This is a genomic window from Varibaculum massiliense, assembly GCF_900106855.1.
GTDB lineage: Bacteria > Actinomycetota > Actinomycetes > Actinomycetales > Actinomycetaceae > Varibaculum > Varibaculum massiliense.
In genome coordinates, this window is record NZ_FNWI01000004.1 from 2,049,570 (window position 1) to 2,076,214 (window position 26,645).

The window sequence follows — 26,645 nt, forward strand, 5'->3', positions numbered from 1 at the left end:
AGATGTGAGTCGAGGGGAAAAATTTTTCCAAAACTGTTGACACGTATAGTAAAACGTTTTACCATAAACTGTAAGTCAGACTTCGAGGAGGAAGTAAAAATGAAAAAATTGAGACTTAATTCGTACTTGGTGACTAACTCAATGTTTTTTTAAGCTGCTGAACCGTTTGAAAAAGACTGTGACTTTAAATCGCTTTCACCGATAAGTCATGAGTGATAGGTGGAGATTTTCAGTGAAAAAGAGGTGGCGTTATAGATAAAGATCTGCAATTTAGATAATTTGCTTAGTTTTATTACAAAGAGAATCGAGGAAAAATGAGAAAAAGAATAGCAGCCATTGGTGTTGCTGCAGCAACAGCTCTTACTCTGTGTTCGTGTGCGGGTGGGGGAGCGAAATCAGCCACAGCTGATGGTGCCACGACTGAGATTGAGATTTGGCATTATTGGGATGGCAAAAACGCGGATACCTTTGATGAAATGGTAAAAACATTCAACAAGGAAAATCCAGACATCAAGGTAAAAACTACTGCCGTTCCTAATGGAGACTACCTGACAAAATTACGTGCTTCGGCTTCTTCTAATAGCTTGCCAGATATTTCTGTTGGGGATCTTATTTGGGTTCCACAAATTGCCAAGCTGGGTAAGTCAGCTGATATATCCCAGGTGTTGGATAAGAAGCTAATAAATGATATTAATCCTGCCCTAACCAGCTTTGGTTCCATTGATGGTAAACAAGTTTCGGTTCCGCTCTCGGCAAATAACTTGGCCTATATGTATAACAAGACTCTCTTTAAGGAGGCTGGATTGGATCCGGCGGCTCCCCCTAAGACTTGGGAGGAACTTAAAACCATGGGGAAACAAATTCTCGATAAGACCGGAAAGCCTGGCTATGATTTGTTAACTGAGGCGGGAGATAACGGAGAGGGTCTGACCTGGAATTTCCAAGTTAATCTGTGGCAAGCAGGTGGCGAATTCCTTAATAAGGACAATAGCAAAGCGGCGTTCAATACTCCCGAGGGGAAGAAAGCTGCTCAATTCTGGGTAGATTTAATTAAATCTGGCGTCAGCCCCTACGCAAAGTGGGGAGAATTTGAAAAAGGCAAGGGTGGATCCGCACAGGAAGGCTCCTGGATGGTAGGCATCTGGGCTGCTGACCCCCCATTTGATTTTGAAGTGGCGCAACTGCCTGTTCCAGAGGGTGGTAAGCAAGCTACAAACCTTGGGGGAGAACAAGCCATGATTTTCAATAATGATCCTAAGAAAGTTAAGGCAGCCGGCAAATTCTTATCCTGGTTCTTGTCGGATAAGCAAGTTCTTAAGTGGAATCAAGAAACTGGGTTTATCCCTGTGCGCAATTCAATAGCAGAAGGTTCAGAATACCGCGATTGGGTTCAGCAAAACCAGAAGCAGCTAATGCCATTCGTTGAGCAAATGAAATTTGCAAAGGCACGTCCTAACACCGCAGCTTACCCCCAGATTTCTATGGCTTTCGCTAAAGAAATGGAAAAAGCGTTTGCAGGAGAGGTCAGCGTTGATAAAGCTTTGGCGAACGCTGAGAGTGCCGTAAACGAAGTAATCGCTAAAGGCAAGTAAAGATGGAAAAACAGAATGTACTGGCACGTCGGGTGCAGCGTAACGCCTCGACTAAAGAGCAAGCCAGAACCGCCTATCTCATGCTGATTCCAGCCTTGATTATTTTGGGAATCTTCGTGTTTTACCCAATTGTATCTGCTGGTTATCTTAGCTTGACGAGTTGGGATGGATTTAATCCTGAAAAACCATTTGTTGGGCTTAGTAACTATATCCGACTAGCAAAAGATAATGAGTTTTGGAATTCCTTGCTAGTGACAGTCATTTACGCATTCGGCGTGTCAGTACTTTCTGTGATTAGCGGACTATTTTTTGCACTGCTGCTAGACGGTCCATTACGGGGACGGGGTATATATAGAACCATTTATTTTCTCCCAGTGGTAACTTCTTCTGTAGCTATCGCAATCGTATGGAAGTATATGCTCGACTATTCAGGCTTAATTAACACCTGGCTAGGTAAAATAGGTATTTCCGGCCCTGACTGGTTGCAAAATCGATGGCTAGCATTGTTAGCTTTAACCCTGCTGACGGTATGGAAAAACCTTGGTTTTAATATCGTCTTATACCTAACTGCTTTGCAATCTCTGCCCAAAGCGGTTTTTGAAGCCTCAGAAATTGATGGTGCGAACAAGCTCAAACAAGTTCGCTTCATTGTTGTTCCACTATTGCGACCTATGACATTTTTTGTCGTTGTCCAAGCCTTGATAAACAGTTTCCAAGCGTTTGATCTTGTTTATGTATTCACCGAAGGCGGGCCGCGCGGAGGTACTGATGTCTTGGGCATGATGATGTATCGCCAAGCGTTTAGATTGGGAGATTTTGGGTATGGAACAGCGATATCGCTGGTAACTCTAGTTTTAGTGTTGCTAGTTACTCTTGTTCAATGGAAACTAAAGGGATCGGACGAGAAATGAGTCGGAAAAATGATTTAGAGCGTAAAGGCTCAATACCTATGAATAAAACCTCTAGCAATCTGGGTAGACACCTAATTCTGATTATTGGAGCGTTGACGATTCTGATTCCGTTCCTGTGGATGATCACTACATCTCTGCAAACCAAAGCGGAAACCTATACTGCCCAATCTATTTTTCCCACCTCCTGGCATTGGGAAAACTATTTACAAGCTTGGCAAAATGCTCCCTTTGGTCGATTCTACATAAACTCTCTCATTATGTCGGCAGGAATAGTTATTGGCCATTTAATCTTTGACTCTTTAGCGGCCTTTGCTTTTGCCAGATTAAAATTCCCGGGTAAAAATATTCTGTTTATTATTTTACTTGCAGGATTAATGGTTCCAATCTTTGTTACCGTCATTCCCGCCTACGCAATAGTTTCTTCTTTGGGATGGATAGATACTTTCGCTGCCCTGATAGTTCCTAGGTTGGCGGATGTGTTTGGAATTATTTTGCTTCGCCAGTATTTTTCTACCATTCCCATGGAATTAGATGAAGCAGCCAGAATGGATGGTTGCTCAAGCTGGCAAATATATTGGAGAATCATTATTCCCCTTGCAAAGCCGGCTTTGGCGACGTTGGCAATATTCTCTTTCCTATTCGCCTGGAATGATTTTCTTTGGCCGCTGTTGGTGACAAACGCGGAAGAAATGCGCACTATACAGATAGGTCTAAACGGATTTGTTGGTCGGTATGGAACCTCATGGAACTATCTTATGGCAGGAACTATTACAGCCACTCTACCGAGTGTTGTCGTTTTCCTCTTCTTCCAAAAAGCTTTGGAAAGAGGGATTGCTGCAACCGGATTAAAAGACTAAAAATAATAGAAAGATAAAATAATGACTATTCCTAAATGGGTAAATAAAGCAAACTTCTATCAAATTTTTCCAGACAGATTTTATAACGGAAACCCCAGTTTAAATCCTCCGCAAGTAGTTCCCTGGGGCAGTGATCCAACCCCTGATAACTTTATGGGTGGAGACCTTCCTGGAATTACTGAGAAGCTGAACTATCTAGCAGATTTAAAGATAAATGCAATTTATTTAAACCCTATTTTTTCTGCTGTAACTAATCATAGGTACGATGCAGTTGATTATTTTAAAATAGATCAGTATCTTGGGAGTATTGAAGATTTTGACAAGCTTATTAGAAGAGCTCACAGCTTAGGCATAAGGGTTATTTTGGACGGAGTATTCAACCATTGTGGAAACGCTCATTATGCTTTTAAAGATGTCATAAATAATCAAGCAAAGTCCAAATATGTAAATTGGTATATGATTGAGGGATTTCCAGTTATTTCTGGTCCTGAAAAATATAATTACCGAACCTGCACCGGTTGTTACTATCTACCAAAATGGAATATCTATAACCCCGAGGTCAGAGAGCATCATTTAGAGGTGGCTAGGTTCTGGTTAAACCGCGGGATTGATGGTTGGAGACTAGATGTTCCCTACTTGGTAAATATGAACTTCTGGTATCAGTTCCACGAGGTAGTTAAACATTTTGGCGAAGATAAGTATCTGGTTGCGGAAGATTGGCGCGATCCTACTATTTGGCTGAAATCCGGATTAATGGATGGGGCTATGAATTATTCGCTTCGTAACCTTGTCTTGGCCTATGCAGCTGAAAAGTTTATTGATGCATTTAAGTTTGTGGAACGGATGAATGAACTATATAAGCGCATACCTCAGGAGTTTCGTGCCGCCATGTTTAATCTGCTGGGGAGTCACGATACTGAAAGGTTGGCAACCCGTTGCAAAAATGAGACTCCGCGAGTAATAAATGCCTTTGCTCTTTTATATTCTATGCACGGTTCTCCCGTTCTGTACTACGGTGATGAAATCGGTATGACGGGTGAAAATGATCCCGGCTGCCGGGGAGGGATGAACTGGAATCAGGCAGCATGGAATCAGCAAATTCACCGGAGCGTAACTGGCTTGTTATCAGCTAGGACAAACTCCAAGGTTCTACAAGAGGGAGAGCAAGGGCTAGTAGCTTTAGACGCTGAAACAGTGCTGGTTAAGCGGCGCCTTGGAGATAGAGGGGTCGTCAGCATTGTGCACAGAGGAGCGGGCAGAGATGTGTCTTATAACCTCATCCCTTTGCGGAAAGAAAAAGCAATTTTCGGAATCCCGAGTCTAATCGGTAATTCGTATCGGGTAGATAGTGCCAATCCGTTGATTCTGGAAGGAGAGATTGACGAACGAAAGTGGTCGCTGTGAAGGGAAAATGAATGTTGCAGTGCGTTTACTACTAAATAACTGTTCAACCAGGTAGTCTGCAAATATGTCGAAAAAAATCACCATTAGAGACGTCGCTATGAAAGCGGGAGTTTCTAATTCGGCAGTTTCTTGTGCGTACCATAATCCCAAGAAACTTTCAGTGGAAACGCGAGAACGCATATTACGAGCTGCGGCAGATATCGGTTACGTAAGTAACGCTGCAGCTCGTACCATGCGAACCAATACAACTGGGGCTCTTGGTCTTTTACTACCTCAAGAGATTGATTTGGCTTTGCAAAATCCTTACTACACATTTCTCATGGAAGGAATAGGAAAAGCATGCCGTGAGGACGGATACTCCTTATTGCTGGTTCCTCCGTTCGAGGATGATTCTTCGGTTAATCTTATTCCCACTGCCGCAGTAGATGGTTTCATTGTTTCTGGGCTTGAAAAAGAGCGTGAAGAAGTTGTGGAAATCTTTAGTAAGAATATGCCCTTGGCGGTAATCGACCCGCAAACTGAACTGGAAGTCTCAACAATAGAGATCGACGACGCGAAAGCTATAGACTCACTTGTTAAAACAATTATTAAATGTGGTCATAGGCGTGTGGGGATTGCCGCAATCGAAACTAAAACGGAGCCTAGCTATCAGGCTTGGCATGGGGTAATGGGGCAGCGCATAAAAACAATTCTAGACGCTTTCGATAAATTCGGAAAAGCTTTATCAGAGGATGACCTAACCGTTTATGAAACTTCCAGTACCTATGATGGGGGAAAAGAAGCCTTCATGCAGCTATATACGGGGAATAATCCTCCTACAGTCATTATTTCTTTTAGTGACATAATAGCCGCAGGTGTAATAAGCGCGGCAACTGCTGCAGGTTTGAAAGTACCAACAGATTTGTCAGTTACTGGTTATGATGGAATGCCACAATATTTCTCTGCTTTACCGCTGACTACCGTCAGTCAGCCAATCGTGAAAAAAGGCTATTTAGCTGGACAAATAGTTCTCGACTCTATAAAAAATAAGGCAAATTCAAGTTACGATGTGCGTCATGAAATCCTGGCTGCAAAATTTATTGAGGGGAAAACACTTGGATTAGTCCAATAACTTTGGGGTGGGAGTGCCTTGAGGTTTATAAATTTGAGCTGCTTAAAATACTTGGGGGCTAATGCCCATTCTTGGCGATGCCGATTGCTCAGGCATTTAGATTTTCCAGCGGTAGCGAGTAAAAGCGAATTGAGGCTCAAGAGAATATGTTTTGGCTATATCATTGTGCGCTAGAGGCTCTACAAAAAGTGCGCTAAAGACTCTGCAAAACCTGCGCTAGAACGTCTGCAAAAAGTGCGCTAGCATCTTCTGAGCTGCATTAACCTAGGAGCGCCAGAGGAATCACTGCCACCCCGTCCTTGCGGCGGTAGGCGTAAGGACCGGTATATACCAGGATTTTATCTAGTAGCCGATTTCCGAGGCGGGTTTCTAGCCAGTTGAGGTGGCGGACGTCCTCTGCATCTATGACTGCGGAGGACTTCGCCTCGAATGCAATAGTTTTCCCATCGTAGCGCTCGATAATCGCATCCACCTCACGTTCTCCCGAAGGAGTGCGGAAATGAAAGACCTGAGATTCGCATTCTTGAGCAGCTCCCCGCAAGGTGAGCAACATCAGTGATTCAAATAGCTGCCCATAAGTTTCTAGGGTTCCTTCGGCTCCGCTGGTCAAAACATCTTCACTGATCCCCATAAGATAAGCAGCCAACCCCGGATCTGCCAGGTGATGTTTAGCAGCTTTCGATAATCGCGCGAAGGAAGTATAAGTGGGCGACCAAGAAGGAAGCGGGTCTAGAATCCAAAGTTTCTCTAGGAGATTCCGGTAGCTGCTAGTAGCTGATTTTGAAGGTAAGTCGCCCTCTGTCGGTAGTGCAGCCTTTAATATCTTGGTGTACGAAGCGGTGGTGGCGGTGGCAGCAGAATAGGCACGCAGCCATGCGCGTAACGCTGCAGGTCTACGCAAGCTAAGTCCCTGTTCGGGAAAATCTCGGTCAACTATTCTCGAAATGTAGCCATCAATACTGGCTCTGCGTGCCCGGGGAGAAAGAGTTTCAATCTGGGGGAAGCCGGTGGAACAGATGGCGCCGGCGTAATCGGAATAAGAAAAATTACTTTCCCCAGATATCGGAGTTGAAAAGGGTTTCGAAGAAAAAATATCGCGGATAAAAATCTTTGGGGTAGTGCCGGGGCGCTCCGATAAGGCTAGAGGACGCATCCGCAGCGAGATAATTCTCCCGGCGCCAGAGTGGGTGTCCACATTTTCAATCGGGGTAGCGCTGCCGGTAAAAAGAAAACGGGTATCGCTTTTTTCATCGATAAGCCGGCGGGCACCATCCCAAACCGGAGGATAGTTTTGCCATTCGTCAAGCAGCACAGTCTTGTGGGAGGTAAGCACTGTTCGCAGCTGCGAGGCGACTAGATTACGTACATCTGGAGAATCCAGTTCGAGGACGCGCTCGACTCTACGTGAAGCGGTAACGGTTTTTCCCACGCCCTTAGGTCCGTCAAGGGCGATTCCATGTAGCTCTGGAAGCAGCGCATCAAGCTCATTGTCTACGTAACGCCTTAAATAGTTTCCGGAAGAACCTGGAAGCATTATTACCTCGATTAATAGATGCTAAAAGTCGTTTTACAGGAAGTCTAGCAATCGTTTTACAGGAAGTCTAGCAATCGTTTTGCAGGAAGTCTAGCAGTCGTTTTGCAGGAAGTCTAGCAGTCGTTTTGCAGGAAGTCTAGCAGTCGTTTTGCAGGAAGTCTAGCAATCGTTTTGCAGATTTTAGGGTGGCTGCGGTATTTGCATTTACGGAGAGGCCGCTAGCTTTCGCCCGCAAGTGCCCTTTGGCCTTTATGAGCTGACCTGGCGCCTAGATATGAGATAATAGCCGGGTGCTGCGAACCTATACCGACCAGGCGATTGTCCTGCGAACTACCAAATTAGGGGAAGCGGACATGATTTTGACCCTGCTGACTCTAGAGCATGGGCAGGTTCGGGCAGTAGCCAAAGGTCTGCGCCGCACTTCCTCTAAATTCGGGGCGCGTCTTAGCCCCTTTAACCGGGTAAAACTGCAGCTGCACTCCGGGCGAAACCTGGATACCGTCACTCAAGCCGAATCGCTTAGCCTCAATGCCCCGGCGATCGCCTCCGACTACGAACGTTACCTCTCGGGACAGGTAATGCTGGAAACTGCCGAGAAACTTTCCGAAGGCGAGGCTTCACGCAGTCAATACCGTCTGCTCGCCGGGGCCATAGCGGCATTAGCAAACCGGGCGCACCGCCCGGGTATGGTGCTCTCCTCCTATCTATTGCGTACCTTAGCGATTGCCGGATGGGCGCCCGCTTTAAGCGCGTGCGCCCTCTGTGGAGCTGATGACCCCTTTAAGGTTTTCTCGGCACCTGCCGGTGGGGTGGTGTGCGAAAACTGTCAGTTAAGCGGAGGTCTTCACATCTCTATGCCAGTAATCGACCTGCTCACCGCGCTCTTGGCGGGGCAGTGGCCGCAGGTTTACCAGGCAGATGCTCTAACCCAGGGGATAGCAGAAGAAGTGGTCACCGCCTATACCGAGTGGGTATTAGAGCGAAAATTAAAATCCCTGTCAGTGATGGCACGAAAGGCATAATAAAGATATGAGAGAACAAGAGATTGTAGCAACTATTCCCCCGGGGAAAGGTGCTGCTATGCCGCAGTTATCTTCAGTTCCCTCCCATGTGGCACTAATTATGGACGGCAATGGACGCTGGGCTAACCAGCAGGGATTGCCGCGCACGGCAGGACACCAGGCCGGAGAACTATCGCTTATGGATACGCTGGCCGGGGCAGTAGAAGCCGGGGTAAAAATGGTGAGCGTCTACGCATTTTCCACCGAGAATTGGAAACGCTCCCCGGCGGAAGTGCGTTTTTTAATGGGGTATTCGCGGGATGTGATTCGCCGGCGCTCCCGGGAACTCAACGACTGGAACGTGCGCATAGTTTGGTCGGGGCGACGCGGGCGCCTATGGAAGTCAGTTATCAAGGAGCTAGAAGCTGCCGCCGACTTGACCAGGAAAAACACCGGCCTGGTGTTCAATATGTGTATTAACTATGGAGGGCGCGCAGAAATGGTTGATGCAGCGCGTGCGGTTGCCCGCCGGGTTGCGGCCGGGGAAATCGGCGAAAACCATATCCGCGAGGACACTTTGGCTAGGGAAATGTATTTAGGGGGAATGCCGGATGTAGATTTGTTGATCCGCACCTCCGGGGAGCAACGCCTATCTAACTTTTTGCTCTGGCAATGTGCTTATGCGGAACTTAGTTTTGTCCCCGAGATGTGGCCCGACTTTAAACGGGAACAACTCTGGCGCGAACTAGCAGCATTTGGAGGACGCAATCGGCGTTTTGGGGGCGCGAAAGACCAGCCTTGCTAGGCTTAAGTTTGCCTGCGTCCTCGTAATAACAAAGGCGCTAAATCTCGGTAATACTAATCCCAGAGAGGATGGGCAAACAGTCCACTCCCCAGTTTCGGCTCGAACCAAGTGGACTTAGGAGGCATGACTTCACCGGCATCAGCGACTTTCATAACCTGAGCAATCTGGGTGGGATACATATAGAAGGCACAGGCCGCGCCGTTATCTACCGACTCCTTAAGCTCGCCATCCCCGCGAATCCCGCCCACGAACTCGATGCGCTCGCTGGTGCGGGGATCTGTAATTCCCAGTAGGGGAGAAAGCACTTTTTCTTGCAGCAAAGATACGTCTAAGGAATCGGGTAGCTCTTTACCCGCGATCACCGCGGGATGGAAACTGCATGCATACCATTTGCCACCCAGATACATACTGAAGGCGCCGGGTTTTTCCGGGGGTGCGAACTCGCCGAGTTCGGTGATTACCGCAACCTGCGCTAAATCAGCCAAGAACTGCTTGGGGTTGGTGTCGCCCCAATCAAGTACTAACCGGTTATAAGGCAGGCAGCGTAAATCATGATCGGGAACTGCAACTACCAGGAACTCATTCCAAGGAGCATCGAGGCGCTGGGTGCGAGAAAGTCCCACTTTTGCCGCAGATGCCGAGCGGTGATGTCCATCGGCAATATAAAAGTAGTCTAGCGCCTCTAGGGCGCGGGCAGCCAAGGCAGTATCTGCAGCAGATAGTGGCCAAAGCTCATGGCAGGTTCCATCGAGAGTTTCGCCGGTGAGCAGCGGCTTTTCTTTAATTACCCGCGCGGTAATCTCATCGATTTTTTTATTGGCACGATAGGTAAGAAAAACCGGCTCGGTATGGGCATTCACCCGGTCAAAATGTTTAATCCGGTCGGCTTCTTTAATTGCCAAAGTTTTCTCGTGTCGCTCAATAATGCCGTTTTGATAATCGGCCACCTGGGCGCACCCTACAATCCCTACCTGGGCGGCGCCTTGCCAAGTCTCCCGGTACAAATACAGACAAGGGTGATCTTCACGGATCAGAATCCCGCGGTCAATAAAATCCGCTAGATTGGCGGCAGCCTGCTCATGCACCTGGTCGGCGTGTTGATCCACACTAAGGGGCAAATCAATTTCCGCGCGGGTGATATGCAGATAGGAGTCGGGGTCTTTGCCCTGCGCGGCGGCCTCCTGACGGTTCATAACGTCATAGGGCAGCGCCACTACCCGCGGGGCAGCCTCGCTAGTGGGACGCAGCGCACGGAAAGGACGCAACTTCGGCATCAAAATCTCCTTCAGATAAATTACCTTTAGGTCCAGCTTATCGGCTTGAATCTAGTTTTGTAGTTGCGCACTAATTACTACCGAGGGGGAAAGCTGGAAGTTGGTGCTGGTTTACGGATATTCGCGCCTAGCTAGCTGTTTGCTTAGGGAAAATATGCGACATACTCCAGCTATTTGCTGAACTTGCTGTAGGCGTCAGAGTTATAAACCCAGTCGAACTGTCCAATCATTTCCATCAGACCGTTTTCACCACAGAAAGTTTTTTTGAACCGATATAGACCAGCTGCAGGATTGAGGTCGAATATTCCTCCCATATCATATTCGCTATATCCCTGGTCGATAGCATCTTTAATTGCCTCATTGTTCATCTGATAGTTGGGGTAAAGCTCTCGATGCTCATTAGAACTAGCGGCATAGATATAGAAAGCTTTTTTGTTATAACCAAGCACAATTGCGCTGGATAGAACCTGATCATTCAGTTTGGTTTCATAGAGAGTTACCGCTGGGGGGGGGTAGGCATTAAATAGCCGCACGAAGTAATCTTTGGGGCGATAGGTGATTCCTTGGCGCTGAGCCATTACTTTGGTGAGGTCATAAAAAGTGTCGAGAGATTTTTCAAAACCTTCTTGGTTGCGATGCAAGCGAATGGTTTCCAATCCATGCTTATACGGAAGTCTAATCATGGTGCGCTTTTTGCGTTTAACTGTTTGAAAATATTCTTCGTGCGACCCCATGGATATATCTGCAATCACATGCATCCGGGGATTGGAAAAGCTATGTTCATCAGTTCCCCTAGTGGTAATCACCAGATTACCCATCCCGGCATTCCGGTAATTTGCAAGTACTTCCTCGTCGTAGGCAAACTCGGGATCCATCCTTAAAACAAAACCGTTAAGTTTTTCAATCACTGGGGAGGCCTCTTTTACCAGCGCTTTCACGGTGTCAATATCTCTAAAATCGCAGACGGGACCACGCGGGGCATACATAAAAGCATGCTCGCCATCGTTCTTGATAGAGAGTATCGACAAAGCGGCGGTTATGTTTCCGGAATCATCTTGTAGGTATACGTAGTCGCTATCCCAGTTTTCCTTTACTTTTGCCCAGTTTAGGGATTGCATAACATGACCGTGGGGACTGGAAGCAACAAATTCTTCATAGCGAGCCACCTCTTCGCTATTTGATAAATCCAAAATGGGCACGATAACGCTCCTCTTTTTTGAGATAACCAAATATGTTTCAGGATGAAATCCTCATTTAGGATACTTCACTGCCCCGGCGCGGTGCTAATACCATTAATCAGCTATTTTGAACCCGCTTAATCGGGTAGCAGATTCCGGGTAGTTTCTTTCCTCAAAAGTAATAGGTATCACGTGATTAATCGCATTTCCTCCGAGGCGTTCATTTTCAGGCTTTAGAATATCTACATGCCCCCAAGCAACTTCCGACCCTTACAGAATCTTCTCGCGGAGCTCACTAATACTCGCGCCGAAGATTGGTTCTTGTTTATGCGCGCCCGCCACGGGATGGCAACCGTCTACCAAACCTTGCACCAATGCTTCGGACAAGGAACGGTAACCACCCAGGCCTACACCTGTGTAACTGCGGTTAACCCCATCCTGGTAGCCGGGCTAAAACCCGAATACGGCGATATTGACCCGGATTCCATCGCCTTACTCCCTGATACAGCGCCTCTCCATGCCCGGACGCGGGCACTGGTGTGGCAAAATACTTTCGGAATCCTCGCCGATGCTAAGGCCGCGGTGCTGCGTTCGCGGGCTCATAATACCCCCGCGATTTTTCTGGAAGACTCCGCGCACTGCGTCGGATCTATGGTGCGTGATAAGCAGGGGGAGCCGCTTGCGGATATCTCGGTCCACTCTTTCGGGGTGGAAAAGTTACTGCCCACCAAGTTCGGGGGTGCCATCTGGATTAATCCGTGTCTGAGGGAGCGCAGCCCGCAGCATCAACGCTTCGTTGAAAAGCTAATAACCACTTGCGCCGGGGTGCGTACTCCCCAGGGGCGCGAAGAAAAAGCTATGCGCCGCTACTTTAACCAAGTGCGGGTACTCAACCATTTACCGAGGGCGCTCTCGGCTCCCTTGCGGAAAACTCTCCTAAAGACCGATAGATTTTTAGCCCCGATTATGCCGGTTGAGCAGCAAGGAAAGTTGGATCGCATTCCCGCATTACCCTCAAAATGGGTGGCAGCGCAGGCGTTAGCGCAGTTGAAAAATATCGAAGATACCCGGCGGCGACGCCAACAAGTGCAACACCTCTATCAAGAAAAGCTTACGCGGCAGCTGCACATACCTGCAGATATCAGTGATTCCCAGGCTTTAGTGCGTTTCCCGTTATTTGTTAACGGCACGCCCTCGGATAATCAGGCGGAACGGCTATTTTCTTTCTTGAGGGAGAAGGGATATTACCCGGGGCGCTGGTATCGGCCGGCACTGTTCCCCGGGGTAACAGATTACGATCTGTACAATTTCGATCCTGAGTTTTCTAACTTGCCCAACACTAAGTACCTGATTGAGAGTGCCATTAACCTTCCTACCCAGGAAAGCGTTACACGAGCCCAAGAAATCGTCTCTTTGGTAAATCATTGGGTAGAGGAGCACTGCTAATCGGCGATTTTGTATGAGGAAAGCACGCAATAACTAGTCCAACCTCCAACGAGCCCTCGGTCACAGCAGTTTTCGCCCCTGGCAGCTAGCCTATTAGACTGGGCGCGATGACAAGCAACGATAAAATGCCCCGCACCTACCATGTGCGCACCCTGGGGTGCCAGATGAACGAGCATGACTCCGAACGCATGGCGGGTCTGCTAGAAGCTGACGGATTAGTGCCGGTAGAGCTAGTGCCGGATGCTGCTGCCCGCGCCACCAACGCTGGGGACGGGGGAGCAGACGTAGTAGTAATCAACACCTGTTCCGTGCGGGAAGCCGCAGCTAACCGCTTGTTTGGGAACCTGGGGCAACTGGCCAGTGTGAAGCGGGAGCGCCCCGGAATGCAGATTGCGGTCGGGGGTTGCTTAGCGCAGCAGATGCGCGAAAAAATTATTGAAAAAGCCCCTTACGTGGACGCGGTTTTCGGTACCCACAATATTGATGTTCTCCCCGCCTTGCTGCGCAGGTCCGCCCATAACCGGCAGGCAGCGGTAGAAATCGCAGAATCTTTAAAGGTGTTTCCCTCTACTTTGCCGACCCGCCGTGAATCTGCCTATTCCGCCTGGGTATCTATCTCGGTGGGCTGCAATAATACCTGTACCTTCTGTATTGTTCCTTCTTTGCGAGGTCGCGAGCGGGATCGGCGTCCGGGGGAGGTACTCGCGGAAGTAGAGGCGGTAGTGGCGCAGGGAGCTTTGGAAGTTACGTTGCTGGGGCAAAACGTGAACTCTTACGGTGCCGGATTTGGTGATCGCGGAGCCTTTGCGAAGCTGCTGCGTGCTTGTGGAAATATCGAGGATTTAGAGCGGGTGCGCTTCACTTCCCCGCATCCGGCAGCCTTTAGTGATGACGTGATTTGGGCGATGGCAGAAACCGAAAACGTAATGCCTACCCTGCATATGCCGCTGCAGTCGGGTTCCGATACGATTTTGCGGGCTATGCGCCGCTCCTATCGGCAAAAACGCTTCCTAGGGATATTAGATAAGGTACGTCAGGCGATGCCCGAGGCCGCGATTTCTACTGACATTATTGTGGGCTTTCCAGGAGAAACTGAGGAAGATTTCCAGCAAACCCTAGAGGTAGTGGAGCAGGCGCGTTTCGCTTCCGCCTTCACCTTCCTGTATTCTCCGCGTCCCGGCACCCCGGCAGCCGATCGGGAGGATCAGATTCCTCATCAGGTCAAGCTAGAGCGTTACAACCGTTTGATTGCCTTGCAAGAAAAAATTTGCCTGGCAGAAAACCAGAAGTTGGAAGGCAGCACCGTTGAAGTTTTAGTGGCTGAGGGCGAGGGGCGAAAAGACCAAGAAACTCACCGGGTATCTGGTCGGGCACGCGATGGACGCCTAGTCCACGTGGCGCTACCTGCCGGACAGAAAGCTCCACGACCGGGAGATATCGTAACCGCGAAGGTTACTTATGGCGCTCCCCATAATCTGATTGCGGATTCCGCCCTGAACGGGGGAATGTTCTCGGTGCGTGCTACTAGAGCCGGAGATGCCTGGGAAGCGCGCCAAAGTAAAGAAGAAGCATATTCCCAGCAGGTGTCTTTGGGGATTCCCGCTATTCGTTCTCGTAGTTAGGTAGCATGGTGGATTCCTCAAAACTTCCTATCGTTGCGGTAGTAGGGCTGACTGCCAGCGGAAAATCTGGTTTTTCCCTGCAGCTAGCCGAAGCTTTGGGGGAGCGCGGAATCACCTGCGAGATTATTTCTGCTGATGCCTTCCAGCTTTACCGGGGAATGGATATTGGAACTGCGAAAGTTTCCTTAGAGGAACGCGGAGGAATTCCGCACCACATGCTAGATGTTTTGGAGCTTGAGGAAAAAGCCTCAGTAGCCGCCTATCAGCGCAGTTGCCGCCAAGTGATTGAGCAGATCCGCGCGCGCAAAGCCCTCCCGATACTGGTGGGAGGGAGCGGACTCTATGTGCGCGCCGCCCTGGATGAAATCGAGTTCCCCGGAACTGATAGCGCCGTCAGGGAGCGGATTACCGCCCAGGCGGCGCAGCTGGGGGAAGAAAAAATGCATCAGCGTCTTGCCGAAGTTGATCCAGAGTCTGCAGCAAGAATTTTGCCCAGCAACGTACGCCGAGTTATCCGCGCTCTGGAAGTCTATGAGCTAACCGGCAAGAAATTTTCCGCCACCATGCCGCGGCGGGAATACTTTCAGCCGACTTTGCAATTGGGAATCAAGTGGCCGCTAACAGTTCTCGATGAACGCATTAGCGAGCGCACCGCCCAAATGTTGGCACACGGATTTATCGAAGAAGTTGCGGAGCTAAAAAAACAGGGACTCGCGAATACCCCCACGGCATGCCGCGCCACCGGCTACCAGGCAGTCATGGATTATCTCGCCGGAAAGATAACCCACGAAGAAACCGCCGAACAAATCTCCCTGCAAACCCGGCAGCTTGCCCGCAAACAGCGCAAATGGTTCCGTAAAGACCCCAGAATCCATTGGCTAGACGGCGAAGCTGGCAGATTCGCCAACCTGGATCGAGCCCTAACCCTCCTTGGAATCGAACAGTAGCACCGCGTTACGAGGGGGCAAGATTTTTCCTCCCGCCCAAGAATTCGGAAAACGTAGCAACGTTTCCCGAATTCTTATGCCCACCGCGCCTGCTCGGATAAAACCTCGCCCCCTCGTTTAAGTTGCCTTGGCTTACCGAGCTGTCTTCATGCGGGGGCAAGGGTCGCGGCCGGTAAAAGATGCGAGAGGGGCTCGTTCCGCTTGCTCCAAGCGGAACGTGGGGTCCCCGGAGCGCTTTTACCGAGCCAGACCCGTGAACAGACCCGCGTGCTTAGCCAGACCCTACTAGTCCTCAATGACGATAGCGTGGGCGGTTTCGCGGTCAATGCGGCCGAAGTTATAGAACGCGGCGCATGCACCTTCGGGGGAAACCATGCAGGTACCAATGGGCTTCTCCGGGGAACAGGCGGTACCGAAGACCTTGCATTCCCAAGGTTTGATACGCCCAGTGAGTACCGATCCACATTCACAAGCCGGGGGATCAGGAACCCGTACGCCTGGCACGTGGTACAGCCGCTCGGCATCCCAGGCGGCGAATTCCTCGGAAATTCCCATACCGGAGTAGGGCATCCACCCGAGACCGCGCCACTCGAAAGTGTCGCGGGTAGAAAATACCCGGTCAAGTAGCCTGAGGGCTGCGAGGTTTCCTTCGGGACGCACTACCCGCGAATATTGGTTTTCGACTCGTGCTTCACCCCGTTCAACCGCTCCCGACAGGTATTGGTCGATTAACATCGCTACTGACTGCAAAATATCGAGCGGCTCAAAACCGGTTACCACCACCGGTTTGTTGTATTCTTTAGGCAGAAATTTGAAGGCATCGGAGCCGACTACCGTCGCCACGTGACCCGGTCCAATAAAACCATCAATGCGGGTTTCATCAGCCCCCACAATCGCGCGCAGGGGCGGCTCAATCTTCACGTGATTAGAAAACACGGAAAAGTTTTTTACCTGCTGTTTCTTGGCAGCTACCAGAGTAACCGCGGTGGAAGGGGCTGTAGTTTCAAACCCAATCGCAAAGAAAATTACCTTCTTATCCGGATTTTCTTTCGCAATTTTTAAAGCATCCAGGGGAGAGTAAACGAAACGAACGTCGCGCCCGCGCGCCCTCGCCTGCAGTAGGGATTCTTTAGAACCCGGTACCCGCATCATGTCCCCGAAAGTCGTCAAAATAACGTCGGGTTGGTTAGCTAACCAGAGGGCGTCATCTACCCGTCCCATGGGGATTACACACACCGGGCAGCCCGGTCCGTGAATGAACTGCACGTTTTCTGGTAAAAGATGTTCTAGACCATGCCGGTAAATGGTGTGGGTGTGTCCTCCGCAAATTTCCATAAACGCTAGCGGGCGGTCAAAGTGTTTGGCCTCCGCATTGATGCGTTCTACCAGTTTGCGCGCAAACTCGGGGTCACGGAATTCGTCAACGTACTTCATCTATTTGGTCTCTTTTCGCGGTTAAAAGATTCGGATAGGACGAGCTGGTTAAACCGAGGTGGTTTTAAATTGCTCTAGTTCGTCTTCAAACTGCCCCAGTTTCCTAATTTGATCCAAAGTGGTGGCGGCCTCTTGGGCGTCGATTTGCGACATCGCAAATCCCACATGCACCAGCACCCAATCGCCGACTTTCAAACCCTCGTCTGCCAGCAAATCCGTGGAAATCATCCGTTCCACCCCGGATAGCGAAACCTTGGCACGACCACTCTCATTTTCATCGAATGCCACGATTTCGGCAGGAACTCCCAAGCACATAGAACCCTCCTTGAGCTAACTAGATTCCAGGTTACTTGCAATTGTCAGCGCTATCAAAGATGAAAATCGGTGTCGGTTTGTGCGATTATCAAAGAGTGGATCCTAAAAACCGCCTTAATAAAGATGAACTCAAAGTAAACTCCAATATCGCGCGGGTGCGCAGTCGCGGAATGAAACTCAAAGACGACTACGTGACGCTCTCGCATGGTGCCGGCGGGAAAGCCTCCGCCGCCCTAGTTGATCAAGTTTTCGTTTCCGGTTATGGCAACGAGGTGCTTGCGGAACTAACCGATGCCGGGGTGCTGCCTTTGACCGACCTGTTAGACCAGGCAATCGGCGGTAAGGACACTGATTTTGGTGGCGGCAAGCTAGCGATGTCCACCGATTCCTATGTAGTTAACCCCATCGTTTTTCCCGGTGGCTCTATCGGGGAACTGGCGGTTAATGGTACCGTCAATGACCTGGCAGTTTCGGGCGCCATCCCCAAAGTGATTAGCGCCGGTTTCATTTTGGAGGAAGGCTTGCCAATCGCGGATCTACGCCGAGAAGTACAGGCAATGCGCGAGGCCGCCGAGAACGCGGGGGTACGAATCGTTACTGGCGATACCAAAGTGGTTCCCAAAGGCAGCGGAGACAAACTTTTTATCAACACCGCTGGCATCGGGATTGTGCCAGGTGAACGTAACCTGGGTGCTAGCCAGGTGCAACGTGGTGACCGAATCATTGTTTCCGGAGCGATCGCCGATCACGGCATGTCAGTAATGATGGCGCGTGGTGATCTGGCGATAGAAGCCCCGATTAAATCAGATACTCGCGCGGTTAATCACCTGGTTGAGGCGCTAATAGCGGCGGTTCCGCAGACTCGTTGGATGCGGGATGCTACTCGCGGCGGCCTGGGAACAGTACTAAACGAACTAGCGGTGGCTACCGGATGGGGGATTGCTATCGAGGACGAATCGATTCCGGTACACGATATGACCCGTGGTGCCTGCGATATGTTGGGTATCGATCCCATTTATGTGGCAAACGAAGGTATGTTCTGTGCGGTTGTACCTGCCGACCAGGTAGATGCGGCGTTAACAGCCCTGCGGGCGCTGCCCGGTGGGGAAGAAGCCGCTAATATCGGGCGGGTAGTTTCTAAACCGGAGTCATCGGTAGTGATGGTGACCGCTTTCGGGGGCACTCGCATGATTGACATGCTGGTCGGCGATCCGCTGCCGCGCATCTGCTAACAAGCCCCCAAAACTGCTGCCCACGCCTGCCCTAGGCTCAGCCCCCCATCATTTGGGGGTACGGTTTTGTGAGTCAAGACTTTGTAGCCACCTTCGCGCATAATCTGAGCGAAATGGCTAGAAAATAGGCGATTTAGGGCAACGCCACCGGTCAACCCCACGGTTTTGATCCTCGCTTTTTCGGCAGTTTCCCCAGCCTGGGCAGCCAATAGCTGCGCCAGTCCCAGATGGAACTGCCAGGCACGCTCGCCCACTTCCCTCTCGTCCTCAGTGAGCATCTCGAAAAGTTCCCGGTAGCTACCAAAGCGCTGAGTTTGCATCTCCGCGTTCCTATTTGCCCAAGTGGTGGCAGCATACTCTAGTTCCATTGCTGCTTGTGCCTCGTAGGTGACTGACGTGCAGATACCTAATATGGCAGCCGCGGCATCAAATAATCTGCCACAACTGGTGGTGGCGACTACTCCAAAACCACTATTTAACTGGCTTTTGACTAGTTCTAATTCGGCACTTTTTCCTTGTCGATTCCCAATCTCGCTGCTGATTTTTTGGGTAATCCCCTCCAGCTTCCAATCATGGGCAATCCCCAAGGCGACCCGCCAGGGGTAGCGCACGGCGCGATCTCCTCCCACCAGACTAAATGAGGGCAGGTGCGCGCGGCGTTGCCAAGCAGCTCCCGCAATCTCCAGGATTTCTCCGCCCCAGATAGTGCCATCTAGACCATACCCGGTGCCATCTACTGCCACAACTACCGCCGAATCCAGGTGAGAGCGCTCTGCCAACAGGCTATAGGCGTGTGCCACATGGTGCTGCACCTGTAACAACTCGATGCCGCGCTGGTCAGCGAAACGGGAAGCCCAACTGACAGTGGAATAGGCAGGGTGCAGGTCGCAGACAACTTTTTCAGGCTGCTGATGTTGGAAATTCAACATTTGGGTTACCGCTCTGTCCAAGGATTCCTGACTGGCGAGAGTACCCATATCCCCAATATGACCCGATATATGCGCCCAATCTCCACTGGACAGGCAGAAACTATTTTTTAGTTCCCCGCCTACCGCCAAAGTCGGTACTGCGGCTGCCTGCGGCAGCGGCACCGGCAGTGGTGCGTACCCCCGCGAACGGCGGGAAGGGATTGTTACCTGCGAGTTGGCCAAAAATACCGAGTCCTCCATCGGCAGGTGAATATCGCGGTCATGGAAAACGAAACCATCAGCTATTTTCGCCAAACGCGCGAGCGCGTCCTCGTTGGTAAAACACAGCGGTTCTCCCGCCAGATTCCCGGAAGTTGCCACCAGAGACATTTCGGCACATTCTGCGCTTAACAGTTCTAAGTGCAAAGGGGCGTAGGGCAATAAAATCCCCACATCCCCTAACCCGGGAGCAACCGCTGGTGCTAAATCGTATCCGGGACCAAAAGGCGCGATTACAATGGGGCGCGCCGGGGAAGAAAGTTCCGTTAACTGCTGGGGATTTAAGTGTGCAAGTCTTTGAGCAGTATCAACATTGGGCGCCATCACTGCAAACGGCTTATCCCCCCGGTTTTTCCGTTTACGCAGCCGCGCCACCGCCTCTTGATTGCGGGCATCGCACAGCAGATGAAAACCACCAATACCTTTCACCGCCAGGATTTCTCCGCGCCGCAAACGCGCACGAGCCTCAGATAGGGCGGCGGCGATTAAGGGGCGGCGATTTCCCGCTGGAGGGCGCAACTCTGGGTTTTTAGTATCGCTTACCCACAATACCGGGCCGCAATCAAAACAACTCACCGGTTGCGCGTGGTAACGCCGATTTTTCGGATCAGTATATTCTGCTCGACAGACCGGACACATCGGGAACTTAACCATAGTGGTGGTGTCCCGGTCGTAGGGCAAATCCACCATAATCGTTGCCCGCGGACCACAATTGGTGCAGGTAATGAAGGGATAGTGATAGCGCCGATTATTTGGGTCAGTCATTTCCCGGCAGCAATCCGGGCAGGTGGCGGTATCGGGGGGAATCAAAGTGCGCGCGCCAGAACGCCGCCGCGAAGACACAATCCTAAATCCATTTTCGCCCTCCTGCTCTGGAATCTCTCGAGCAATGCACTGGAGGACGCTCGCCAGGGGAGGTAGGGTCGCCAGCATTTTCGTCATGAAGTTTTCAATATCGCTGGCGGCGCCTTGGGCTTCAATAAACACCGATTCGTCATCATTGCCCACGAAACCACTGATGGGGAAGTCAGCGGCGACTTTCGCTACGTGCGGGCGAAACCCCACCCCTTGCACGACTCCGCGCAGCCGATAGGCTCGCCGCATCCCATCCTCCTCGTTTAGTGAAACCTCAACATTCTAAGCCTAGCGGTAAGCGGAAGGCAGGGAACAAGGTAAGGTTAGTAACGCCCTCACGGCGCCCCCCGCCAGACTAATAAAGGAGAAACAATGCATGAAGTTGCGCTTTCCCGCCAACTAGCTCGCATCGTTTCCCGGCATGCGGCGGGACGTGAGGTTCTAGAGGTAGAGCTAGAGGTGGGGCATTTACGACAAGTAGTACCAGAAGCATTGCAATTTGCTTGGGGTGCCGTTCGTAAAAACACTTTGTCGGGTCCTGCCCAGCTTAATATCACCGAGATTCCAGCGGTGATTGTTTGCCAAAACTGTGGATCAAAAACCCAGTTGGAGGAAGTTTTAGATTTTCGCTGCGCAAACTGTTCCTCCCGTGAGGTAGCGGTCATTAGCGGGGAAGAGTTTAGAGTAGTGTCCATAGAAGTCACGCCAGAGAGGAAACAATAATATGGGACGTTTTCATCGTCATGATGATGGCACGGTACACTCACACGATCACGGAGATCATGCCCACCACCACGATCACGGTGACTATGTGGCTGACCCGGAAGTAATCGGGGATCACTCCGGATACGACACCGAGAAAGAACGCATTGAAATCCTAGAAGATATCTATGCAGAAAACGACCACTTGGCAGAGCATAACCGTCAGGCATTCGCAGATAATAACGTGAAAGTGGTTAACCTGATGAGTTCGCCCGGATCGGGAAAAACTACTTTGCTGGAACACACTCTGGCGAAACTGCAAGGTCAGTTGCGGGTAGGGATTATCGAAGGCGATATTGAAACTCCTTTAGATGCCGAACGCCTGGACGGTTACGGCGCCCAAATATCCCTACTGAACACCGGACAAGGTTTTGGCGGCGAATGCCACTTGGATGCCCCTATGGTGCACCACACGCTGGATGGTTTGGATCTCGATCAACTTGACCTGGTAATCATCGAAAATGTGGGCAACCTAGTGTGTCCGGCAGAGTTCGACGTGGGTGAGAACGCCAAGGCAATGGTGTTTTCTATTACCGAGGGCGAAGATAAGCCTCTAAAGTATCCGGTGATGTTCCGCTCGGTAGAAATCGTGGTGGTAAATAAGATGGATCTGGCGCCCTATCTAAAGTTCGATATGGATCGGTTCCGCGGATATCTAGAACAGGTTAATCCGGGAGTAAAGGTGATTGAACTGTCTGCGCTCAATGGGGAAGGAATTGACCCCTGGATCGAGTGGCTAAAGCAACTATAAATACGTAATTTTTTTTTGCGAAATAAAATAGGTGTTTTAACAGGTTAATCAGATAAATACATGACTGAATATAATGATTTCGAGAGACGTTGTGGTCTAACTTCAATATCAGTGAGGAACCGGAAATGAGCTATGAGATAAAACCGTGGCGGGAGGGAACCCTCGCCGATAACCTTGCCAGTGCCGGGGTGAGTCGACGGGATTTCGTTAAATACTGTGCTGGACTAGCAGCCATTTTCGCGGTAGGCACGCCGGAGTTAGCACACGCCGCTCCGGCGCAAAAAGCCGCCGAAGAACTGGCCGACAAACTAGGGGCGATTACTAAACCCAATGTGGTCTGGTTGCAGCTGCAAGAATGTACTGGCTGCATGGAATCTACTTTGCGTAGCGGGGGAACCACAGTAGAAGAGGTGGTACTGAACCTGCTGTCGGTGAACTACAACGAGCTAGTAATGGCGGCAGCCGGCGAGGCCGCCGAAAAGGCGCTGGCTGATACTAACGCGAAGGAACATATCCTGGTAGTAAACGGCTCTATTCCTACCAAAGATGGCGGTATTTACTGCACGATTGGGGGGAAGACCGCCGAACAAGTCTTGCGGGAATCTGCCGAAAATGCTTCCATAATCTTGGCAGTGGGTGCCTGCGCAGTCTATGGTTCCGTGCAAGCTGCAAAACCCAACCCCACCGGTGCGGTCGGCGTAGATGAAATCATCAGAGACAAGCCGGTTATCAACGTATCGGGTTGTCCTCCAATCGGGGAGGTAATCACTGCCTCGTTAACCTATATCTTGACTCACGGGAAGACTCCCGAAGTTGATTCCGAGGGACGTCCCCTGTTTGCCTACGGTCAGCGGATTCATGACTCCTGTCCGCGCCGCCCGCACTTCGATGCGGGTCAGTTCGTACGTACTTTTGATGATGCTGGTGCTCGGGAAGGTTGGTGTCTATACGATGTGGGCTGTAAAGGGCCCTCGACTTTTAGCCCCTGCCCTATAGTCCAATGGAATATGAAAGCCGGTTGGCCGATTGGTGCTGGTCACCCCTGTATAGGTTGTACTGAGCGTGACTTCTTCGATCGGTTCAGCCCCTTCTACCAAGTGTTGCCTAGCGTTCCAGGATTCGGGGTGGAGGCTACCGCCGAGAAGGTAGGTCTTGGCTTTACCGGGGCAGTTGCCGCCGGCGTTGCCGTACACGCAGGGGTCACCGCCGCAAGAGCTGCTGCTGACCGGAAAGCGACCAAGAATTCTCCCATGGCTGCCTTCGGTGATGCCACCGATGTCGATACCGAACCACCCACCCCGGGGGAAACCACTACTGCAGAAGTACCTGAGGCAAGCAACGACAAAGACAGTGAGGCTAAGTAATGGCTGAAAAAGTAGTTATCGACCCGTTGACCCGGATTGAGGGTCACCTGCGCATTGAGATGGAAACTGCTGGCAACCAGATTAAGAAAGCCTGGAGCGTCAGTACCCAGTTCCGAGGAATCGAAACCATCGTGCAGAATCGCGATCCGCGAGATGTATGGGCCTTCGTGCAACGTATTTGTGGGGTTTGTACCTCGGTACATGCTATTGCCTCTATTACCGCAGTCGAGGACGCGATTGGTTCCAATCCCCCCGAAAACGCCCGTTTAATCCGTGGTCTAGTATTGGGGTCACAAGAAATCCAAGACCATGTGATCCACTTCTATCACCTACATGCTCTGGACTTCGTGAATGTTCCTAACGCAGCGAAAGCTGACCCTGCTAAGGCGGTAGAGTTTGCAAACTCCATCGGATCGAAGTGGCGGGGTAATAACCTGAAGCGCTTTACCGAGGTACGAGATACGGTTAAAAATATCTTGGATTCTGGGCAGCTCTCGGTGTTTACCGGCGGGTATTGGGATCACCCCGATTACCGTCTTCCTCCGGAAGCAGATTTGATGTGCGTGGCGCACTATTTGGATGCGCTGGAATTCCAACGTTCCATGATTCGGATTAACACGGTTTTCGGTGGCAAGAACCCGCACCCGAACTTCCTGGTAGGCGGGATGGCCTGTTCTATAGATCCGACGTCTTCAGAATCCATCAACCAGGTGCAAATGGATCAAGTCAAGACCTGGGTTGAAGAGATCAACGAATTCGTCAACGATTGCTATTATCCGGATGTTTTGGCTTTGGCCGGGGTGTATAAAGACTACTTCGATATTGGCGCTACTCATCCCAATTATTTGGCGGTAGGACTGGCGGGGTCGATTTTTGCAGGCGACCCCAATAAGTCGCGGCTAAAATCTCCGCATACGGCTATTAAGCCGGGGGTAATACTCAACGGGGATTTGAGTAAAGTACACCCCTTCGATCCGCACAAGATTGAAGAGTTTATCTCTTCTGCCTGGTATGAATACTCGGTAGGGGACAAGAAAGGTCTAACTCCTGACAAGGGGGAGACCACCGTAAAGTACACCGGGCCGCAGCCACCTTTCGAATGGCTGGGGGATAACGATAAATACACCTGGTCGAAGGCTCCCCGCTATGACGGGAAACCAATGCAGGTGGGGCCGGTAGCCCGGATGATACTGGCTTATGCCCAGGGGTACGAGCCGGTTAAGAAACTAGTCGACGGGGCGATTGAAACCTTGGGAATCACCCCCGATCAGATTAACTCTACGATGGGACGGACTTTTGCCCGGGCTGCAGAAGCCACGGTCTCTGCCGCCTTGCTGCGAGAGGACTATAACGCGCTGGTGGATAACATTAAGCGGGGAGACATTGAGGTTTTCGATGCCAGCAAGTGGGATCCTGGTCATTGGCCGCAAGAATCGCAAGGATACGCGTTTGTAGAGGTCGCCCGGGGGGATCTTTCCCACTGGGTATCAATCAAGAACAAGAAAGTGGAGCGTTATCAAGCAGTAGTACCCACTACCTGGTTGGCAGGAGGACGTGACGCCAAAGGTGTTCCCGGTCCCTATGAGCAATCCCTGATGGGAACGGGGACCCATCCCTTGGTAGATCCCAAGGCTCCTCTAGAACCGATGCGTACTATCCACTCTTATGACCCCTGTATGTCCTGTGGGGTACACATTCTTGATCCCGATGGGAATCTCGTTGGTGAGGCGGTGACCTCATGAGCGATAAACCGGGAACCACGACTGTAGAAAAGCCGAAAAAATTATCTAAGAAAGATTTGGCGAAGGCGAATGCAGATCGGCAAATAGAGTTTTTTCCTAAAGACGCTTCAAAGACCAAAGGAATTGAGGTCGGTGGCGGTTTTAGCTGTTCTGATATCTCCCTGCGCCGTCTGCTAGTAATGGCGGCAGTTTCCCCAAAGGGAAGCACCGATCCGGTAGATGTAGCGCTCAAAGAGTCGCTGCGCTACCGCTTCCGTCATGGTGCCCCTAACGTGGATATTCCCGCCGAGAACTTTGATCCGCCTGTGGATCGGCGCTATTCGTTGGCACGTATCAATGATATGAAGCGCACCAAGTCTGGCAAGTCGCGTAACACTATCATTGCTCGCGGCGATCTTGAGTCGGTGATGAATGTCGCCAAACCCGAGCGGGCGCTGCGTACCCTATTAAGGAAGAACGCCCAGATGGCAGGTTCGCGCGGTTACCGCTGCTTAGGGGTCGCCACCGCCACTGTAGACGAAAACGGCGAAATTAGCCCCTTCTCTATGGAGGGTTTTGTTAATGTGCGCCCAGTGGGTACCGGTCTACAAGGCGGAGAGCTCACTCCCACCAGCGAAGACTGGGTTAGGCTCAGCGTATGGTCAGGCAGCTTGCGTTTCCTGCATTGGTTTAATGTTCTCCTGATTGTTACCCTCTCAGTAACTGGGTACTACATTATGGATCCGTTCTTTGGAGATACTTTCTTCCGGGGCATTGATCCGGGATTCCTCATGGGAATTATGCGTTTCATTCACTTCACAGCCGCATTCGCTTGGCTGGCGGTGGGGGCTGCCCGCGTGATTATTGCGTTCATCTCTAAGGATCGCTATATGCGTTGGGAAACCTTCTGGCCGTTTAAGAAAAAGCAGGATTGGATAAATTTCAAGGAAACAGTAGGATTCTATCTTTTCTTAAGGAAAGAAAGCCCGCTTTATGTAGCGCATAATCCTTTGCAACAGATGGCTTACACCTCCATCTATGTTTTAGGGGGTTTCCAGATGTTGATAGGGCTGGCTCTATACGCGCTGCCCTACAAGAACACCAGTCTCTTCTGGCAGATTTTGGCGGCTCCCAACGATTGGTTGGGGATTCCCATGATGCGCTTCATTCACGCCATGATTATGTTCATGTTCTGGGGTTTCGTTATCGGGCATATCTATTTGGCCTTCCGAGCGGATTCCTTGGAACGGCATGGTGGGATTTCTTCCATGATTTCTGGAGGGGTTTGGATGCGCCGTACTTCCAAACCCTACGATGCCCCAGAACTTTAAACTGAAAGGAT

At 50.7% G+C, this 26,645-nt stretch carries 22 protein-coding genes; 16 read left to right on the forward strand and 6 right to left on the reverse strand.

Annotated features, from left to right (window positions below):
- Positions 1-314 precede the first annotated feature (314 nt).
- The 5 genes from BQ5456_RS09050 to BQ5456_RS09070 all read left to right on the forward strand — a co-directional run bounded on the left by BQ5456_RS09050 (position 315) and on the right by BQ5456_RS09070 (position 5,875).
- Positions 315-1,592: an ABC transporter substrate-binding protein gene (locus tag BQ5456_RS09050; RefSeq protein ID WP_071129688.1), complete on the forward strand. Its 1,278-nt coding sequence runs from the start codon at positions 315-317 to the stop codon at positions 1,590-1,592.
- Between the two features lie 2 nt (positions 1,593-1,594).
- Positions 1,595-2,503 (forward strand): carbohydrate ABC transporter permease, encoded by a 909-nt coding sequence (locus tag BQ5456_RS09055; RefSeq protein ID WP_071129689.1) that lies wholly within the window; start codon positions 1,595-1,597, stop codon positions 2,501-2,503.
- The gene (locus BQ5456_RS09060; RefSeq protein ID WP_235858569.1) at positions 2,473-3,360 is read left to right on the forward strand and encodes a carbohydrate ABC transporter permease; all 888 of its coding nucleotides are present in this window, start codon (positions 2,473-2,475) and stop codon (positions 3,358-3,360) included. Before BQ5456_RS09055 ends, BQ5456_RS09060 begins: the two co-directional genes overlap by 31 nt.
- A 21-nt stretch (positions 3,361-3,381) precedes the next feature.
- Positions 3,382-4,764 (forward strand): glycoside hydrolase family 13 protein, encoded by a 1,383-nt coding sequence (locus tag BQ5456_RS09065; protein WP_071129691.1) that lies wholly within the window; start codon positions 3,382-3,384, stop codon positions 4,762-4,764.
- Between the two features lie 64 nt (positions 4,765-4,828).
- Positions 4,829-5,875, forward strand: coding sequence for a LacI family DNA-binding transcriptional regulator (locus tag BQ5456_RS09070; RefSeq protein WP_071129692.1), 1,047 nt, complete (start codon positions 4,829-4,831; stop codon positions 5,873-5,875).
- Between the two features lie 259 nt (positions 5,876-6,134).
- On the opposite strand, the gene BQ5456_RS09075 is transcribed toward BQ5456_RS09070, so the two are convergent.
- On the reverse strand, positions 6,135-7,409 hold the full coding sequence (locus BQ5456_RS09075; RefSeq protein ID WP_071129693.1) for an ATP-binding protein: 1,275 nt from the start codon (positions 7,407-7,409) through the stop codon (positions 6,135-6,137).
- A 290-nt stretch (positions 7,410-7,699) separates the two neighbouring features.
- Between BQ5456_RS09075 and recO the strand changes: the two genes are divergently transcribed.
- Complete coding sequence (gene recO, locus BQ5456_RS09080) at positions 7,700-8,431, forward strand: DNA repair protein RecO (RefSeq protein WP_083378453.1); 732 nt, start codon at positions 7,700-7,702, stop codon at positions 8,429-8,431.
- Between the two features lie 7 nt (positions 8,432-8,438).
- On the forward strand, positions 8,439-9,215 hold the full coding sequence (gene uppS / locus BQ5456_RS09085) for a polyprenyl diphosphate synthase (RefSeq protein ID WP_071129694.1): 777 nt from the start codon (positions 8,439-8,441) through the stop codon (positions 9,213-9,215).
- A 53-nt stretch (positions 9,216-9,268) separates the two neighbouring features.
- Here uppS and BQ5456_RS09090 read toward each other — a convergent pair whose 3' ends face one another.
- Both BQ5456_RS09090 and BQ5456_RS09095 read right to left on the reverse strand, forming a co-directional pair.
- Positions 9,269-10,489 carry a DUF1015 domain-containing protein gene (locus tag BQ5456_RS09090; protein ID WP_071129695.1) on the reverse strand — a complete coding sequence of 407 codons (1,221 nt, stop codon included), beginning with the start codon at positions 10,487-10,489 and terminating at the stop codon, positions 9,269-9,271.
- A gap of 170 nt (positions 10,490-10,659) precedes the next feature.
- Complete coding sequence (locus tag BQ5456_RS09095) at positions 10,660-11,688, reverse strand: lipid II:glycine glycyltransferase FemX (protein WP_071129696.1); 1,029 nt, start codon at positions 11,686-11,688, stop codon at positions 10,660-10,662.
- Between the two features lie 225 nt (positions 11,689-11,913).
- Between BQ5456_RS09095 and BQ5456_RS09100 the strand changes: the two genes are divergently transcribed.
- From BQ5456_RS09100 to miaA, 3 genes are all read left to right on the forward strand, one after another.
- The gene (locus tag BQ5456_RS09100) at positions 11,914-13,113 is read left to right on the forward strand and encodes a DegT/DnrJ/EryC1/StrS family aminotransferase (protein ID WP_071129697.1); all 1,200 of its coding nucleotides are present in this window, start codon (positions 11,914-11,916) and stop codon (positions 13,111-13,113) included.
- Positions 13,114-13,220: 107 nt separating this feature from the next.
- Positions 13,221-14,735: a tRNA (N6-isopentenyl adenosine(37)-C2)-methylthiotransferase MiaB gene (gene miaB / locus BQ5456_RS09105; protein WP_071129698.1), complete on the forward strand. Its 1,515-nt coding sequence runs from the start codon at positions 13,221-13,223 to the stop codon at positions 14,733-14,735.
- A 5-nt stretch (positions 14,736-14,740) separates the two neighbouring features.
- Positions 14,741-15,682, forward strand: a complete 942-nt coding sequence (gene miaA, locus BQ5456_RS09110) for a tRNA (adenosine(37)-N6)-dimethylallyltransferase MiaA (RefSeq protein WP_071129699.1) — start codon at positions 14,741-14,743, stop codon at positions 15,680-15,682.
- A 285-nt stretch (positions 15,683-15,967) separates the two neighbouring features.
- On the opposite strand, the gene hypD is transcribed toward miaA, so the two are convergent.
- A complete protein-coding gene (gene hypD, locus BQ5456_RS09115; RefSeq protein WP_071129700.1) occupies positions 15,968-17,116 on the reverse strand; it encodes a hydrogenase formation protein HypD in 1,149 nt (382 codons plus the stop codon).
- 48 nt (positions 17,117-17,164) lie between these two features.
- The gene (locus BQ5456_RS09120) at positions 17,165-17,431 is read right to left on the reverse strand and encodes a HypC/HybG/HupF family hydrogenase formation chaperone (RefSeq protein WP_071129701.1); all 267 of its coding nucleotides are present in this window, start codon (positions 17,429-17,431) and stop codon (positions 17,165-17,167) included.
- Between the two features lie 95 nt (positions 17,432-17,526).
- Between BQ5456_RS09120 and hypE the strand changes: the two genes are divergently transcribed.
- Positions 17,527-18,663: a hydrogenase expression/formation protein HypE gene (hypE, locus tag BQ5456_RS09125; protein WP_162840157.1), complete on the forward strand. Its 1,137-nt coding sequence runs from the start codon at positions 17,527-17,529 to the stop codon at positions 18,661-18,663.
- On the opposite strand, the gene hypF is transcribed toward hypE, so the two are convergent.
- Positions 18,660-20,954: a carbamoyltransferase HypF gene (gene hypF, locus BQ5456_RS09130; RefSeq protein WP_071129702.1), complete on the reverse strand. Its 2,295-nt coding sequence runs from the start codon at positions 20,952-20,954 to the stop codon at positions 18,660-18,662. The genes hypE and hypF overlap by 4 nt on opposite strands.
- Positions 20,955-21,077: 123 nt before the next feature.
- On the opposite strand from hypF, the gene BQ5456_RS09135 reads away from it, so the two are divergent.
- The 5 genes from BQ5456_RS09135 (at position 21,078) to cybH (ending at position 26,634) form a co-directional block, all read left to right on the forward strand.
- Positions 21,078-21,428: a hydrogenase maturation nickel metallochaperone HypA gene (locus BQ5456_RS09135; protein ID WP_071129703.1), complete on the forward strand. Its 351-nt coding sequence runs from the start codon at positions 21,078-21,080 to the stop codon at positions 21,426-21,428.
- Position 21,429: 1 nt separating this feature from the next.
- Entirely contained in the window at positions 21,430-22,218 is a 789-nt protein-coding gene (hypB, locus tag BQ5456_RS09140) for a hydrogenase nickel incorporation protein HypB (RefSeq protein ID WP_071129704.1), read from the forward strand.
- A gap of 125 nt (positions 22,219-22,343) precedes the next feature.
- Positions 22,344-23,582, forward strand: coding sequence for a hydrogenase small subunit (locus tag BQ5456_RS09145; RefSeq protein WP_071129705.1), 1,239 nt, complete (start codon positions 22,344-22,346; stop codon positions 23,580-23,582).
- On the forward strand, positions 23,582-25,324 hold the full coding sequence (locus BQ5456_RS09150) for a nickel-dependent hydrogenase large subunit (RefSeq protein WP_071129706.1): 1,743 nt from the start codon (positions 23,582-23,584) through the stop codon (positions 25,322-25,324). The genes BQ5456_RS09145 and BQ5456_RS09150 overlap by 1 nt, the downstream gene beginning before the upstream one ends.
- Positions 25,321-26,634: a Ni/Fe-hydrogenase, b-type cytochrome subunit gene (gene cybH, locus BQ5456_RS09155; RefSeq protein WP_083378455.1), complete on the forward strand. Its 1,314-nt coding sequence runs from the start codon at positions 25,321-25,323 to the stop codon at positions 26,632-26,634. Before BQ5456_RS09150 ends, cybH begins: the two co-directional genes overlap by 4 nt.
- Positions 26,635-26,645: the final 11 nt, after the last annotated feature.

Coding starts and splice junctions, on each gene's coding strand:
- BQ5456_RS09050 (WP_071129688.1), top strand. CDS start 315: ATGAGAAAAAGAATAGCAGCCATTGGTGTTGCTGCAGCAACAGCTCTT.
- BQ5456_RS09055 (WP_071129689.1), top strand. CDS start 1,595: ATGGAAAAACAGAATGTACTGGCACGTCGGGTGCAGCGTAACGCCTCG.
- BQ5456_RS09060 (WP_235858569.1), top strand. CDS start 2,473: ATGGAAACTAAAGGGATCGGACGAGAAATGAGTCGGAAAAATGATTTA.
- BQ5456_RS09065 (WP_071129691.1), top strand. CDS start 3,382: ATGACTATTCCTAAATGGGTAAATAAAGCAAACTTCTATCAAATTTTT.
- BQ5456_RS09070 (WP_071129692.1), top strand. CDS start 4,829: ATGTCGAAAAAAATCACCATTAGAGACGTCGCTATGAAAGCGGGAGTT.
- BQ5456_RS09075 (WP_071129693.1), bottom strand. CDS start 7,409: ATGCTTCCAGGTTCTTCCGGAAACTATTTAAGGCGTTACGTAGACAAT.
- uppS (WP_071129694.1), top strand. CDS start 8,439: ATGAGAGAACAAGAGATTGTAGCAACTATTCCCCCGGGGAAAGGTGCT.
- BQ5456_RS09090 (WP_071129695.1), bottom strand. CDS start 10,489: ATGCCGAAGTTGCGTCCTTTCCGTGCGCTGCGTCCCACTAGCGAGGCT.
- BQ5456_RS09100 (WP_071129697.1), top strand. CDS start 11,914: ATGCCCCCAAGCAACTTCCGACCCTTACAGAATCTTCTCGCGGAGCTC.
- miaB (WP_071129698.1), top strand. CDS start 13,221: ATGACAAGCAACGATAAAATGCCCCGCACCTACCATGTGCGCACCCTG.
- miaA (WP_071129699.1), top strand. CDS start 14,741: ATGGTGGATTCCTCAAAACTTCCTATCGTTGCGGTAGTAGGGCTGACT.
- hypD (WP_071129700.1), bottom strand. CDS start 17,116: ATGAAGTACGTTGACGAATTCCGTGACCCCGAGTTTGCGCGCAAACTG.
- BQ5456_RS09120 (WP_071129701.1), bottom strand. CDS start 17,431: ATGTGCTTGGGAGTTCCTGCCGAAATCGTGGCATTCGATGAAAATGAG.
- hypF (WP_071129702.1), bottom strand. CDS start 20,954: ATGCGGCGAGCCTATCGGCTGCGCGGAGTCGTGCAAGGGGTGGGGTTT.
- BQ5456_RS09135 (WP_071129703.1), top strand. CDS start 21,078: ATGCATGAAGTTGCGCTTTCCCGCCAACTAGCTCGCATCGTTTCCCGG.
- hypB (WP_071129704.1), top strand. CDS start 21,430: ATGGGACGTTTTCATCGTCATGATGATGGCACGGTACACTCACACGAT.
- BQ5456_RS09145 (WP_071129705.1), top strand. CDS start 22,344: ATGAGCTATGAGATAAAACCGTGGCGGGAGGGAACCCTCGCCGATAAC.
- BQ5456_RS09150 (WP_071129706.1), top strand. CDS start 23,582: ATGGCTGAAAAAGTAGTTATCGACCCGTTGACCCGGATTGAGGGTCAC.
- cybH (WP_083378455.1), top strand. CDS start 25,321: ATGAGCGATAAACCGGGAACCACGACTGTAGAAAAGCCGAAAAAATTA.